The organism is Aeromonas enterica (assembly GCF_054052465.1).
This window is the reverse complement of sequence record NZ_JBSTYL010000004.1, coordinates 136,307-148,973: the sequence shown is the minus strand read 5'-3', so window position 1 is coordinate 148,973 and position 12,667 is coordinate 136,307. Positions and strand designations below refer to the sequence as shown.

The 12,667-nt window shown below is 61.2% G+C and carries 10 protein-coding genes; 7 read left to right on the top strand and 3 right to left on the bottom strand.

Annotated elements, in window-relative coordinates; translation table 11 throughout:
- Positions 1–258 precede the first annotated feature (258 nt).
- Positions 259–813 carry a YqgE/AlgH family protein gene (locus ACW5XD_RS06640; RefSeq protein WP_456494186.1) on the top strand — a complete coding sequence of 185 codons (555 nt, stop codon included), beginning with the start codon at positions 259–261 and terminating at the stop codon, positions 811–813.
- A gap of 44 nt (positions 814–857) precedes the next feature.
- A complete protein-coding gene (gene ruvX / locus ACW5XD_RS06635) occupies positions 858–1,280 on the top strand; it encodes a Holliday junction resolvase RuvX (protein ID WP_042867427.1) in 423 nt (140 codons plus the stop codon).
- A 48-nt stretch (positions 1,281–1,328) separates the two neighbouring features.
- Here ruvX and dtpB read toward each other — a convergent pair whose 3' ends face one another.
- On the bottom strand, positions 1,329–2,831 hold the full coding sequence (gene dtpB / locus ACW5XD_RS06630) for a dipeptide/tripeptide permease DtpB (protein WP_456494185.1): 1,503 nt from the start codon (positions 2,829–2,831) through the stop codon (positions 1,329–1,331).
- Between the two features lie 744 nt (positions 2,832–3,575).
- Here dtpB and ACW5XD_RS06625 point away from each other — a divergent pair.
- Positions 3,576–3,977: a hypothetical protein gene (locus ACW5XD_RS06625; RefSeq protein WP_456494184.1), complete on the top strand. Its 402-nt coding sequence runs from the start codon at positions 3,576–3,578 to the stop codon at positions 3,975–3,977.
- Between the two features lie 96 nt (positions 3,978–4,073).
- Here ACW5XD_RS06625 and ampC read toward each other — a convergent pair whose 3' ends face one another.
- Positions 4,074–5,222, bottom strand: a complete 1,149-nt coding sequence (ampC, locus tag ACW5XD_RS06620; protein ID WP_456494183.1) for an FOX/MOX family class C beta-lactamase — start codon at positions 5,220–5,222, stop codon at positions 4,074–4,076.
- A 210-nt stretch (positions 5,223–5,432) separates the two neighbouring features.
- Between ampC and ACW5XD_RS06615 the strand changes: the two genes are divergently transcribed.
- Genes ACW5XD_RS06615 through ACW5XD_RS06605 form a run of 3 tightly spaced genes read left to right on the top strand, consistent with a single transcriptional unit; the run spans position 5,433 to position 9,317 of the window.
- On the top strand, positions 5,433–6,353 hold the full coding sequence (locus tag ACW5XD_RS06615) for an AAA family ATPase (RefSeq protein ID WP_456494182.1): 921 nt from the start codon (positions 5,433–5,435) through the stop codon (positions 6,351–6,353).
- A gap of 14 nt (positions 6,354–6,367) precedes the next feature.
- Positions 6,368–7,357 carry a DUF58 domain-containing protein gene (locus tag ACW5XD_RS06610; RefSeq protein ID WP_456494323.1) on the top strand — a complete coding sequence of 330 codons (990 nt, stop codon included), beginning with the start codon at positions 6,368–6,370 and terminating at the stop codon, positions 7,355–7,357.
- Complete coding sequence (locus tag ACW5XD_RS06605) at positions 7,344–9,317, top strand: transglutaminase family protein (protein ID WP_456494181.1); 1,974 nt, start codon at positions 7,344–7,346, stop codon at positions 9,315–9,317. Before ACW5XD_RS06610 ends, ACW5XD_RS06605 begins: the two co-directional genes overlap by 14 nt.
- An 84-nt stretch (positions 9,318–9,401) precedes the next feature.
- Here ACW5XD_RS06605 and ACW5XD_RS06600 read toward each other — a convergent pair whose 3' ends face one another.
- Positions 9,402–10,844, bottom strand: coding sequence for an alanine/glycine:cation symporter family protein (locus tag ACW5XD_RS06600; RefSeq protein ID WP_456494180.1), 1,443 nt, complete (start codon positions 10,842–10,844; stop codon positions 9,402–9,404).
- A gap of 722 nt (positions 10,845–11,566) precedes the next feature.
- On the opposite strand from ACW5XD_RS06600, the gene tal reads away from it, so the two are divergent.
- Positions 11,567–12,517, top strand: coding sequence for a transaldolase (tal, locus tag ACW5XD_RS06595; RefSeq protein WP_456494179.1), 951 nt, complete (start codon positions 11,567–11,569; stop codon positions 12,515–12,517).
- Positions 12,518–12,667: the final 150 nt, after the last annotated feature.

Below are 12,667 nucleotides of genomic sequence, written 5' to 3'. Positions count from 1 at the left end.
CTGCGGTACGGATGGAGGTCACAACCTACGTCATCTGACCGGTGCCAGATAGCGTCGCATATCCGAATGACAAAGAGGCGGTACAGGGTGCAGCCTCTTTGCTCTTCGACCCAGCCCCGACATGGCGCTGTGTATGTGATATCTCATCGGTGCATTGCCTCCCATCCAGATAGGGGGGGCACGCCGATAAAAAGCGGTTTTGCCTGACACGGCTAACTGCCATAATTGACTCAAATACCTTTGCAATATTTGGCCCATATGCAAACACTGCAAAATCATTTCTTGCTCGCCATGCCGAGCCTCTCCGATCCCTATTTCGAGCGTTCGCTGGTTTACCTGTGCGAGCACAACGAAGAGGGCGCCATGGGGCTGGTAGTCAACATCCCGGTGGACATGTCGCTGGATGCCATGCTGGCCCAGCTCAAGCTCGATCCTCCCGCCAACCCGGAGCTCAAACAGCCGGTGTTGCAAGGCGGGCCGGTGCATGCCGATCGCGGTTTCGTGCTGCACAGCTTCCGCCCTGGGTTCAACTCCACCCTGCAGGTGGGAGATGAACTCATGGTGACCACATCAAAAGACATACTGGAAACGCTGGGCACAGAGCTGGCCCCGGATCACTGGCTGGTGGCGCTCGGCTACGCTGGCTGGAGTGCGGGTCAACTGGAACAAGAGCTGGTGGACGGCGCCTGGCTGGTGATCCCGCCCAACCCGGATCTGGTCTTCAAGACCCCCATTCACCAGCGCTGGCAGCAAGCCGCCGCCAGCATAGGGGTCAATCCCATTCATCTATCCAGCGACATCGGCCACAGCTGATGTGCTTGCCACCCCTCCCGTCACGGGATTGAGGAAATCATTCAATGTCATCACGCAGTATCATGGGCTTTGACTACGGCACCAAGAGCATAGGGGTCGCCATCGGCCAGGAGCTTACCGGCACGGCCCAGCCCCTGCGCGCCATCAAGGCCAACGACGGTGTCCCCAACTGGGACGACGTCGAAAAGCTGCTCAAGGAGTGGCAACCGGACCTGCTGGTGGTCGGTCTGCCGCTCAACATGGATGGCACCGAGCAGGAGATCACGGTACGAGCTCGCAAGTTCGGCAACCGTCTGCACGGCCGTTTCGGCAAGCAGGTAGAGTTCAAGGACGAGCGGCTCACCACCACGGATGCCCGCGCCCGCCTGTTTGAACGGGGTGGCTACAAGGCGCTCGACAAGGGCAGCGTGGACGGGGTCTCAGCCCAGCTTATCGTCGAAGCCTGGATGGAAGAGCAGTACGGTTGACCGGCAAGGGGGAGGCAGCGAACACCTGCCTCCCCCTCACCATATCCATCAGGCCTTGGCCTGCTGCGGGAGCACATCCTCTTTATCCGCCGGGCCGGCATTCATCATGCGGTTGAGCCAAGGCACCATCAGCGCCATCACCACGGCCACCAGCAGCGTCGCCAGCCCTATCTTGCCAAACACATCCGTATAGATGGGCAGCGTCAGCAGTGGATCCGTCACCCCTTGCGGCACTGCGGTAAAGGTCGCCACATAGCCCCCCAGCAGGGATGCCATCGCCTGGGTCAGGAACCACATCCCCAGGATGAAGCCCATCAACCGCTGCGGCACCAGCGCCGCCACCATGGCCAGTCCCAGGGCGCTGATCATCAGCTCGCCCAGGCTCTGGAACAGGTAGATGAGCACCATGAACCAGGGCGAGGTCAGCCCGCCGGCATCGGCAAACCAGATGCCCGCCGCCGCCGCGGTCAGGAAGCCAAGGGAGCAGAAGAACATGCCCAGGGTAAACTTGAGCGGCATGGTCAGATCCCGCCCCTGGCTGCCCATGCGGGTATAGATCATGGCCAGCACAGGGCTGCCCACCACCACCCAGAAGGGGTTCAGGGCCTGAAAGCTGATCGGATTGACGGTAAAGCCCAGCATCTCGTGGTGCATGTTGTTGATGGCAAAGAAATTAAGCGAGGTCGGCATCTGGGCATAGAGCACGTAGAACACCACGGCCTCCAGCATCAGCACGAAGGCCACGTACATCTTGTTGCGGTGGATGCGATCCAGCTTGAACGCCTCGCGGAAGAAGAAGATCACCACCACCAGGGTCACCGTCATCAACACCATGTTGGCGATCACCACGTGGTGCATCAGCCAGGCGCAGAAGAAGACCAGCGCCACCGCCCCCAGCAAGACCAGCAGCAGCTTGCCGTAATCGAGCGGCAGATGATCCGGCTCCGAGCCAATGTCCCTGACCATGTTGCGGCAGGCAAAGAAGGTCAGCAGCGCTATGATGAGGCCGACCCCGCACAGGTTGTAGGTCACCGTATAGCCGTAATGATCGGCAATGACCGGGGCCAGCGAGAGGGATATCAGGGAGCCAATATTGATCGACATGTAGAACAGAGTGAAGGCCCCGTCCAGACGGGGATCCCTTGGCCCATAGCACTTGGCCAGCAGGCTGGCCGGGTTGGCCTTGAACAGGCAGTTGCCCACGGCGATGGTGCCCAGGGCATAGAAGATGAGGTCGGGATTGTAGATCGACATGCCGGTCATGAAATAACCGATGACCAGCACTATGGCCCCCAATACCATGGTGCGCTTGGTGCCCAGAATATGGTCACCCACATAGCCGCCGACCGAGATCAGTCCATATACCAGCGCCGAAAAGGCGCCGAAAGTAATAAACGACTGCTCCTGTGAAAAACCCAGTTGCTGGACAAAGAAAACCGCCAGAATGCCTTGTACGCCGTAATAGCCAAAGCGTTCCCAGAGTTCGACAAAGAAGATCATGAAAAACGGTTTGGGTTGCTGTAACAACCCGGTCGGGGCGGATGGACGCATACTAACCTACCTGTGTGTATGTTCTTTTATTCATGTCAAAGCGGCAGGATCCACGCATTGATGCGCAGTCCCGCGCCTGATATGTCATATGGGGCGACAGCCAGGTTCGACGAGATGAATATTCATCTACCCGCAATCACGCTTATTTGGCCTGCATCAGGGTGCCTATTTAAATATCGGAGGCGGACACCGAGTCCACTTGGCAAGTGGCTAAATACCGCGGCCTCGCGCAGACAGCATTGCCTGATCTCACCCGTGCCTCCTCTCCCCTGGATCAGGTTCCCTATTCTGATGTGATGGCGCCTGGTACCCCGCTCACCGGCTCGGCCAGCAGGCAGGGCAACACTCCGCAATCAACCAGACAAGATTAAAACCACGTAATCAAGGATTGGCATGCTATATCACTAGCATCTGACGAACTTAATGGTTGATCACACTAGAAGATAACCAGTTAATGACATTTTCTAATTAGGCAGGATTACTTTTTTTAGCGCAAGCGGCGCCATATGGGGTGTTAACCTTCAACCGTTGCATGCCTGGAAAGGGAGCAAGCGGTATGGCGAACAGAGTGGCGGCAACCACCATCACTGACATGCAGAGAGGGGCAACAGGCCCGTCATGGCCTCGGTACTGACAAACACTGATACGCACCCGTGAGTATTAACCAATCTGGTCCGTTGACGTCCCCGGCATATCAATTCCAATGAGCCGCCCGCATGATGTCGGGCGCTGCGGGAGTGAAACATGTATCAGTCATCGGATTTTGATATCGACGGAGATCGACTCAGGATCAAGCGGGAGCAATATCCGCCCGCCAAAATCGTGAATATCAAGGCCAGACAATCTAGCCAGACCAAACAGCTGCTGCGGGCTGCCGGCATAGGCCTGATATTTTCCTTCGCCGTCTGGCTGCTGCCCCTGTTCAATACAGCGCCCGAGGTGACGACCATATTGGCCCCCCTGCTGTTTATTGCGGGCATGCTGTTTGCACTGCTGCAATACGCCAGATATGAGTTGCTCATCGAGGTGCGGCATGGGGATGAGACCGGTATTCAATGGGTCACTGTGGCCAGAAGCCGCCGCCAGCAAGACTTCGCCCGGTTCCGGCAACAGGCGGATATTCTCACCCGTCGGCTGATGCAATAGTCCGGGCGTCTGACACGAATACGCCGGGGCCGCCCGGCGTATTTCACAACATTTATCTATCGCCCCCCTGGCCGACAGACAGATGCATACGGCTGATCACAACGCCAACTGGCTCAGGATGGCGTGGGCCGCCTTGACCCTGGCCTCGATGGGATAGTTGCGGTTGGCCAGCATAACGATGCCTATTCCCTTGGCCGGCACGAACGCCACATAGGCACCAAAGCCGTTGGTCGAGCCCGTCTTGTTATAGAGTCGCTGCTCGCCCATCGCTTTGGGCACCGCAAAGCGCGTGACCGGATTGGACTTGAGGCTCACTGCCGGTGAATTGCCCGCCAGCAATGCCTGCTCGGTGACGGGGTAGGCGTAACTCTCCCAGCCCAGTCCCTGGGTCATCTCCCCCACAGAGTAGAAACCTGTGTGGGTCAGCGCGATCGCGCTCTTTACCGCCTCATCCCCCTGATAGCCGATGTTGGCTTCGACGAATCTCAGCAGGTCTGCCGAGCCGGTCTTGATGCCATAGGCCTCTGCCGCCAGCGCGCCCGGATTGACCCTGATGGGCTTGTCTTCCTTCGAATAGCCATAGGCATAGTTCGCCATGGCCGCGTCGGGGACCTGAATATAGGTGTGGTGCAGACCCAGCCCGGGCAGCAGAGTCTGGCTCATCAGTTGCTCAAATGGTTGGCCCAGGCTGCTCGCCGCCAGCTGGCCGAACAGGCCTATGCTGGGGTTGGAATATTGGCGATGGCTGCCCGCCGGATAGGCCGGTGCCCAGTGCCGGTAATACGTCTGCATCTTGTCACTCGAATCCACCTCATCGGGGAACTGCAACGGCAGGCCACCCGCGCTGTAGGTGGCGAGCTCAGCCATGGTGATGCCATCAAAGGCGGAACCTTTGAGCCAGGGAGCCTGCTGGCTCACCTTGTCATCCAGCTGAAAGCCCCCCTTGGCGATGGCGTAGGCCCCCAGCGTCGCGGTCAGGGTCTTGCTGACCGAGCCAATCTCGAACAGGGTCTGCTCGCTGACGCGGCGCCCGCTCTCCCAATTGGCCACCCCGTAGTTGAAGTAGTGCGCCTTGCCCCCCTTGAACACGGCAACCGCCATGCCCGGGATCCTGTGCTGCTTGAGCAGCGGCTGGATGGCGCCGTCGACCACCGCCGTCAAGGGATCCGCCCCCTCGCCGTGGGACAGAGGGGAGAGCAGCAGGGCGCTCAGTGCCAGCAGCGACACGGCTGTATTTTGTTTCATTGGATAAGTCTCGCGATGGGTAAGGGCGCCGACAGTGTGGCGTGTGAGGTCAACATAACCGGCCAGCATGTGTCCACTGTGCGCCAGGGTGAAGTCTGTGTGAAGTCACCGCCAAACATGGTCCGTTTCAAGGGTTTATCCCTGTGTTACCCCCTTCTCCCGCCGCTGACGTATAAGCTGTAGGGGCGAAAGGAGACAAGGGAGGCGCGGGTGAAGGGACAAGAGCACATAGCACGACTGCTGACGGCACTGGAGCAGGTGATCCTGGGCAAGCCGCTGCAACTCAAGATAGCCCTGGTGACCCTGCTGGCACGCGGTCACCTGCTGATCGAGGATCTGCCCGGCATGGGCAAGACCACCCTGGCCCACGGACTGGCGCAGGTTCTGGGGCTGGACTGCCGGCGAGTGCAGTTCACCGCCGATTTGCTGCCGGCCGATCTGCTGGGGCTGCAGATCTTTGACCCCCACCAGCAGCAATTTCGCTTTCACCCCGGCCCCGTATTTACCCAGGTGCTGCTGGCGGACGAGATCAACCGCGCCAGCCCCAAGGTGCAGAGCGCCCTGCTGGAGGCCATGGCCGAGGGCAAGGTGAGCATAGAGGGCCACACCCACCCGCTCCCCTCCCCCTTCTTCGTCATCGCCACCCAGAATCCGGCGGATCAGGCGGGCACCTATCCGCTGCCGGAATCCCAGCTGGACCGCTTCGCCGTACGGCTGTCGCTCGGCTTTCCACCACGGGAAGCGGAGCGTCAGCTGCTGCGCGGCAACCGCCAGAGCCAGCCCCTGACCCCGCAGCTGCATGCCACCGAGCTTGCTGCCCTGCAGGCCGAAGGGGATGCCATCCATGTCTCCGATGCCACCCTCGACTACCTGCTGGCACTGGTGCAGCAGAGCCGTTTCGATGCCGAGCTGCCCCAGCCCCTCTCCCCCAGAGCGGCCCAGACCCTGCTGGCGGTGAGCCGAGCCTGGGCGCTGGTGGCGGGCCGCCGTTTCGTCACTGTGGAAGATGTGCAGGCCGTCTTCCCCTATGTGGCCGAGCACAGGCTCAGAGGCAGCTTCGGCGTGCAGCACGGCGAGGCCTGCCCCCTGAGTCAGCGCCTGCTGGCCAGGGTCGATCCGGACAATCCTTGATGAGACGCCCCCTGATGGGCTGGTGCCAGTTAAGGGATCGCTGGCAGCGACGCTGGCTGGCCCGCCGCATCCCCCCTGCCCGCCAGATGACCCTGGGACCACGCAGCCTGTTTATCCTGCCTACTCGCATGGGGCTGCTCTATCTACTGGTGATGATCGCCATCTATCTGCTCGGCACCAACTACCAGAACAACCTGGTGCTGCTGGTATCTTATTTCCTCGGCAGCCTCTTCATGGCCGCCATGTGGCTCACCCATCGCAACCTGCTGGGTCTGGCGTTGCTGGGGGGCCCCACTGTGCTGGGGGAGGCGGGCAGCCAGCTGCCCATGCGGGTGACGGTGCAGAGCCCGCGCCCGGTGCAGGCGCTGCACTTCAGTCTCAACGAGGGCTCGCTCTGGCTGGCGCAGGCCGGCTCGGCTCCCCAGTGCCTGACCCTGGCGGTGCCGGGCCCGCGACGGGGCCGTCTGCCATTGGGACGCTTGCGGGTGGAGAGCCGCTACCCCCTCGGCCTGTTTCGCTGCTGGTCGCTGCTGGATCTGCAACTGGAGGCCTGGCTCTCCCCCAAGCCCCTGCATGGGCTGTTGCGAAACGAGGAGCTGTCAGCTCAGCACGGCGCGCAGGGCCAGCCAGGCCAGGCCCCCCTCGGCGACTTTGACATGCTGCGGGCATACCAGAGTGGGGAGCCTTTCGGCCGGATTGCCTGGAAGCAGCTCGCCCAGGGGCGCGGCCTGCTGGTCAAACAGTTCCACGAGCCGAGGCAGGATGACACTCACCTCAGCCTGGCGCGAGTGACGGGCACGGATCTGGAGCAGCGGCTGGCGGTGCTGGCCTGGTGGTGTGGTGATTACGGCAGGCGGGGCGTGCCCTTCACCCTGACTCTGCCGGGGCAGACGCTCGGCCCTGACTGTGGCCCCACCTTTCTCCAGCGCTGCCAGCTGGCACTGGCCAGCGTCGACCCCCCGCAGGCACAGACAGACGAGGCCAGCCCGTATGCTGCTCGATAACCGGCGTCTGCTGCCCCTCATCGCCCTGCAACAACTGCTGCTGGTGCTGGCACTCTGGCCCCAGCTGCAGCTCTGGATCGTCGCCGTCGGCGCCCTCACCCTGAGCGTGCGGGCCATGATGCTGTGGCGGGGCTGGCGCGCGCCCCCCGCTCGTGCACTGGCGCTGCTGGCCATCACCGGGGCCCTGCTGCTGGCCTGGCAGTGGCGGGCACTGGGCACCTTGCCGGCCCTCATTAACCTGCTCTGGCTAGGCTACAGCCTGAAGATCATAGAGGTGCGGCGGGAGCGGGATATAGAGCAGGTACTGCTGCTCGCCTTCTTTCTCATCGCACTGACGCTGGTGCAACGCCAAAGCATGGGCTGGACCCTGGCGATGGCGGGGGCCCTCTGGCTGGCGGTGACGGCGTTGGTGACCGCCGTGGCCCCCGAACAAAAACAGCCGTGGCGCAGCGCGGGTTTCTCGCTGCTGCTGGCCCTTCCCCTGCTGCTGACCCTGTTTCTGGTGCTGCCCAGGCTGCCGCCGCTCTGGCAAATGCCGACCACCAGCCGCGCCCTGTCGGGTCTTTCGGAAGAGGTGGCCCCCGGCGACATCAGCGAGCTGGTCAACTCTTCCGAGCTGGCCTTTCGTGTCACCTTTGCCGACGGCCCGCCCCCCGCCAATGAGCGCTATTTTCCCGTGATGCGCCAGGAGCTGTTCGATGGCCGGCGCTGGCGGCTGAGCGACGAGATCCGGCAGTGGCAACAAGCCCAACCCATGCAGACGGCCCCCCTTCAGGCCAGTACGGGGACCCTGCCTGGCGCCAGCTACGAGGTGATCGCCGAACCCCAGCGCCACCGCTGGACCCTGGCCCTGTCCAGGCCCAGGGTGGTGAGCGGCCCTGTGCTGGTCAGCCCGCTGGCTACCCTGTATCGCCGCGATCGGGGGGATCAAAGGATCAGCTACCGGGTCACCAGCGAGCCAACTGCGCCCAAGGCCGACCTCGCCGCCCGGCGGCTCAACCTGCAACTGCCCCCGGCCGGCAACCCCAGGGCTCGCGCCCATGCCCTCACCTTGGCAGCCCGTTATCCCGACCGGGCTTCGCTGGCCTCGGCCCTGCTCGATGAGTTTCGACGCGAACCCTTTTACTACACACTGCAACCGCCGCTGCTGGGACCGGATGGGGTGGATGACTTCCTGTTCAACAGTCGGCGCGGCTTCTGCGGCCACTACGCCATGGCCACCGCCTTCGTGCTGCGGGCAGCCGGCATTCCGGCGCGGCTGGTGACCGGCTATCTCGGCGGTGAATGGAATCCCCGAGGCAACTACCTTGAGGTGCATCAGTTCGATGCCCACGCCTGGGTGGAATACCTCAATGACCAGGACGACTGGCAGCGGCTGGACCCCACAGCGGCGGTGGCGCCGCAACGGATAGAGGGAGGCATGACGGCGGCCCTGAGCGACGAATTCACCGCCGCCGATCCCCTCTCGCTGCAGCGCTATCGCAACTGGGCCCTGCTCAACCAGTTGCGCTGGTGGGGCGCCAATCTCGACTATCAGTGGACCCGGCGCGTGCTCAACTACGATGCGGCCCTGTTGTGGCAACAGGTGGGAGCGCGCTGGCCTGTGTTGGCCAGCCACACCGCCTGGCTGATCCTGGCCTGCCTGCTGGGGGTGGCCACCCTGGTGGGTACGCTGCTGTTGTGGCCGGGGCGGGCGCCGCCGCAACAGCGGCTGTGGCGCCCCCTGCGCCGGCGTGCCGCCCGCCTGGGGTGGCAACCCGCCGAGGGGGAGAGTCTGGCCAGCTGGTGCGCACGGCTCGGATCCCTTGCTCCTAAGCTGGCACGACCGCTGGAACGCTGCGCCTGGCTCTATCGGCGCTGGCGCTACGCCCCCCTCTCCCCGAGACAACGGCAGCAGGTCTGGCAGCAACTGCAGCGGCGGCTGCGCCAGACCTGCCGCACATGGGACGAGCAGCGATAGCGCCGAGCGACCATCAGGATCCCGCGCAAGCAAAAGGGGAGCCAGTGGCTCCCCTTGTTCATCAGGCAATAGCGAATGTCAGACTCAGGCCTGCTTGCTGCTTTGGGGCGGGTTGTCCCAGATCCCCTCTTCCAGCTGGCTGCGGATCTCGGGGTACTTGTTGGCATCGAAGGTGGGCACCTTGCCCAGCTTGAGCTGATCGTTGTAGTCCTTGGCCAGCTTGATGGCCACGCCGGAGAGCAGCAGTATGGCCACCAGGTTGACGATGGCCATCAACCCCATGGAGACATCCGCCATGGCCCACACGGTCGGCAGCTCACCCACGGAACCGAACATCACCATGCCCAGCACGAACATCCGGAACAGCATCAGGCCGCCCTTGTGGTTGTGCTCCAGGAACACCAGGTTGGTCTCGGCGTAGGAGTAGTTCGCTACGATGGAGGTGAAGGCGAAGAAGAAGATGGCCGCCGCGATGAAGATGTTGCCACCGCCACCTATCTGGGAGGAGAGCGCACGCTGGGTCAGCTCGACCCCGGTCACCCCTGAGCCCGGCTCAAACTGACCGGACATCAAGATGATGGCTGCGGTACAGGTACAGATGACGATGGTGTCGAGGAACACCCCCAGCATCTGCACATAGCCCTGGGAGGCCGGGTGCGGCGGATAGGGGGTCGCTGTCGCGGCGGCGTTGGGGGCTGAGCCCATGCCCGCCTCGTTGGAGAAGAGACCGCGCTTGATGCCGTTGATCATCGCCTGAGAGATGGCGTAACCCATGGCGCCGGACCCTGCCTGCTCGATGCCGAAGGCAGACTTGATGATGAGGCTGAACACCCCAGGCAGTTCGCTGATGTTCATCGCCACCACGAACAACGCCATCAGTATGTAGGCCAAGGCCATGAAGGGCACCACCAGTTCGGCGAAACGGGCTATGCCACGAATGCCGCCGAAGATGATAAGGCCGGAGAGCATCACCAGCGCCAGACCGCTGGCCCAGTCGGGAATGCCGAACGCCACGTTCATCGCCAGGCTGATGGAGTTGGCCTGCACTGCATTGAACACCAGACCGAATGCCAGGATCAGGCAGAGCGAGAACAGCACCCCCATCCAGCGCATGCCAAGGCCGCGCTCCATGTAGTAGGCGGGGCCACCACGGTAGTTGCCGTCCTCGTCTTTCACCTTGTAGAGCTGGGCCAGGGTGCTCTCCACGAAGGCCGTCGCCATGCCGATGAAGGCGATCAGCCACATCCAGAAGATGGCGCCCGGGCCGCCGAGGTAGATGGCCACGGCCACACCGGCCAGGTTGCCGGTACCCACGCGGGCGGCAAGGCTGGTACAGAGTGCCTGGAAGGAGGAGATACCGGCCTTGTCCGATTTGCGGCTATTGCGCAACACGGAGAACATGTGGCCGAAATGGCGGATCTGGATAAAGCCCAGCCGGAAGGTAAAGAAGATGCCGACCCCGATGAGCAGGTAGATGAGCACGGCTCCCCACATCAGGTCGTTTAGCATTGCGATCAAGGTGTCCATATTTCTCTCGTTGTTATCACGTCCATGGCCAGTCTGCGCTGACCCCTTGCTGTCAGTTTCTGAATTAGCGGTTCACTAAAGGGGCGGAATCTAGCATAGCGAGGGAGTTCAGAATAGTGATCGCGATCACTGAGAAAACAAAAAACGAGCTGTCCGGCGCAATAAAGCTTCATTTAACACGCAAATTTTCAACAAAACTTGGAATCCAATCAATCAGCCGACAAATTAGACCCAAAAGAGCACAATTTAGCAATTATCTACATAGAGGTAGATGCATTCACGGGAAAGCAAACCACGACGCAAGCGTTTACCTGAAAGGGATTTCAAAATGGCCCCGTTTTGCCAAACGTTTTACACGTAATAAAATTTCAAGTGGCTATCCGCACAATTTATGTGATCGAGGACACAAAACCGATAATCAACCAAAAAAGTTGTTTTTATCGGGGGATAAATCCATTTGCTAAAAATGGATAAAAGTCGTTTTTTATCAATCACTTTGACCCACTTATTCCCCGCATCGCCGGCGACTGGCTGATAAGCATACAAGCCCCCCTATTGCAGGATGCGCCACATCCGTATTAATTAGGCAGGCAATGGCGATGGGCCTCCCCCATCGTGCTTTTCTGAGCCTGAGTCGCCGGGATTTTGTAATTTTATTTCAGAACTGTCGTCTCACGCCCGCAACCCCGGGATCCCTCCCTCATTAAGAGATGATATTTGCTATGGCCGATAAATTAACCCAGCTGAAAGCCCTGACCACAGTTGTCGCCGATACCGGTGATATCGAAGCCATCAAGCGCTACCAGCCCATCGATGCCACCACCAACCCCTCCCTGGTGTTGAAGGCATCCGAGATCCCCGAATACGCGGCGCTGATCGAAGACGCCATCAACTGGGCAAAATCCCAGAGCCAGGACAAGGCACAGCAAATCATCGACGCGGGCGACAAGCTGGCCGTCAACATAGGTCTGGAAGTGTTGAAGATAGTCCCAGGCCGCATCTCCACCGAAGTGGACGCCCGTCTCTCCTTTGATACCGACGCCAGCATCGCCAAGGCCCGCAAACTGATCCGCCTCTACAACGAAGCAGGCATCGCCAACGATCGCATCCTGATCAAGCTGGCTTCCACCTGGGAAGGGATCCGTGCCGCCGAGGTGCTGGAGAAAGAGGGTATCCAGTGCAACCTGACCCTGCTGTTCTCCTTCGCCCAGGCCCGTGCCTGTGCCGAAGCCGGCGCCTTCCTGATCTCCCCGTTCGTGGGCCGCATCCTCGACTGGTACAAGGTCAAGCACAACCGTGACTACACCCCGAGCGAAGATCCGGGCGTGGTCTCCGTCACCGCCATCTACGACTACTACAAGCAGCACGACTACCCGACCGTGGTCATGGGTGCCAGCTTCCGCAATACCGGCGAGATCCTGGAACTGGCCGGTTGCGACCGCCTGACCATAGGCCCGGCCCTGCTGGAAGAGCTGAGCAAGACCGAAGGCACCGTGGTACGCAAGCTGAACTACACTGGCGATCGCCTGCCCAAGCCGACCCCGATGACCGAAGCCGAATTCCGCTGGGAACTGAACCAGGACGCCATGGCCCACGAGAAGCTGGGCGAAGGGATCCGCATGTTCGCCGTCGACCAGGGCAAGCTGGAAACCATGCTGGCCAGCCGCCTCTAATCAAGGCGCCAAGAGCAGACAAAAACCGGGCTCCCGCAAGGGAGTCCGGTTTTTTTATGGCCGCTGATTGCCCTGTCATGAGTTCGTCACGAAAACGTTTTAATTTTAATGCCGTTATGTTATACGGGTTGTGAAAACGAGAATAACCAA

What these genes read in the sequence shown, in the direction of transcription:
- ACW5XD_RS06640 (WP_456494186.1), top strand. Translation starts at nt 259, where the DNA reads ATGCAAACACTGCAAAATCATTTCTTGCTCGCCATGCCGAGCCTCTCC.
- ruvX (WP_042867427.1), top strand. Translation starts at nt 858, where the DNA reads ATGTCATCACGCAGTATCATGGGCTTTGACTACGGCACCAAGAGCATA.
- dtpB (WP_456494185.1), bottom strand. Translation starts at nt 2,831, where the DNA reads ATGCGTCCATCCGCCCCGACCGGGTTGTTACAGCAACCCAAACCGTTT.
- ACW5XD_RS06625 (WP_456494184.1), top strand. Translation starts at nt 3,576, where the DNA reads ATGTATCAGTCATCGGATTTTGATATCGACGGAGATCGACTCAGGATC.
- ampC (WP_456494183.1), bottom strand. Translation starts at nt 5,222, where the DNA reads ATGAAACAAAATACAGCCGTGTCGCTGCTGGCACTGAGCGCCCTGCTG.
- ACW5XD_RS06610 (WP_456494323.1), top strand. Translation starts at nt 6,368, where the DNA reads ATGGGCTGGTGCCAGTTAAGGGATCGCTGGCAGCGACGCTGGCTGGCC.
- ACW5XD_RS06605 (WP_456494181.1), top strand. Translation starts at nt 7,344, where the DNA reads ATGCTGCTCGATAACCGGCGTCTGCTGCCCCTCATCGCCCTGCAACAA.
- ACW5XD_RS06600 (WP_456494180.1), bottom strand. Translation starts at nt 10,844, where the DNA reads ATGGACACCTTGATCGCAATGCTAAACGACCTGATGTGGGGAGCCGTG.
- tal (WP_456494179.1), top strand. Translation starts at nt 11,567, where the DNA reads ATGGCCGATAAATTAACCCAGCTGAAAGCCCTGACCACAGTTGTCGCC.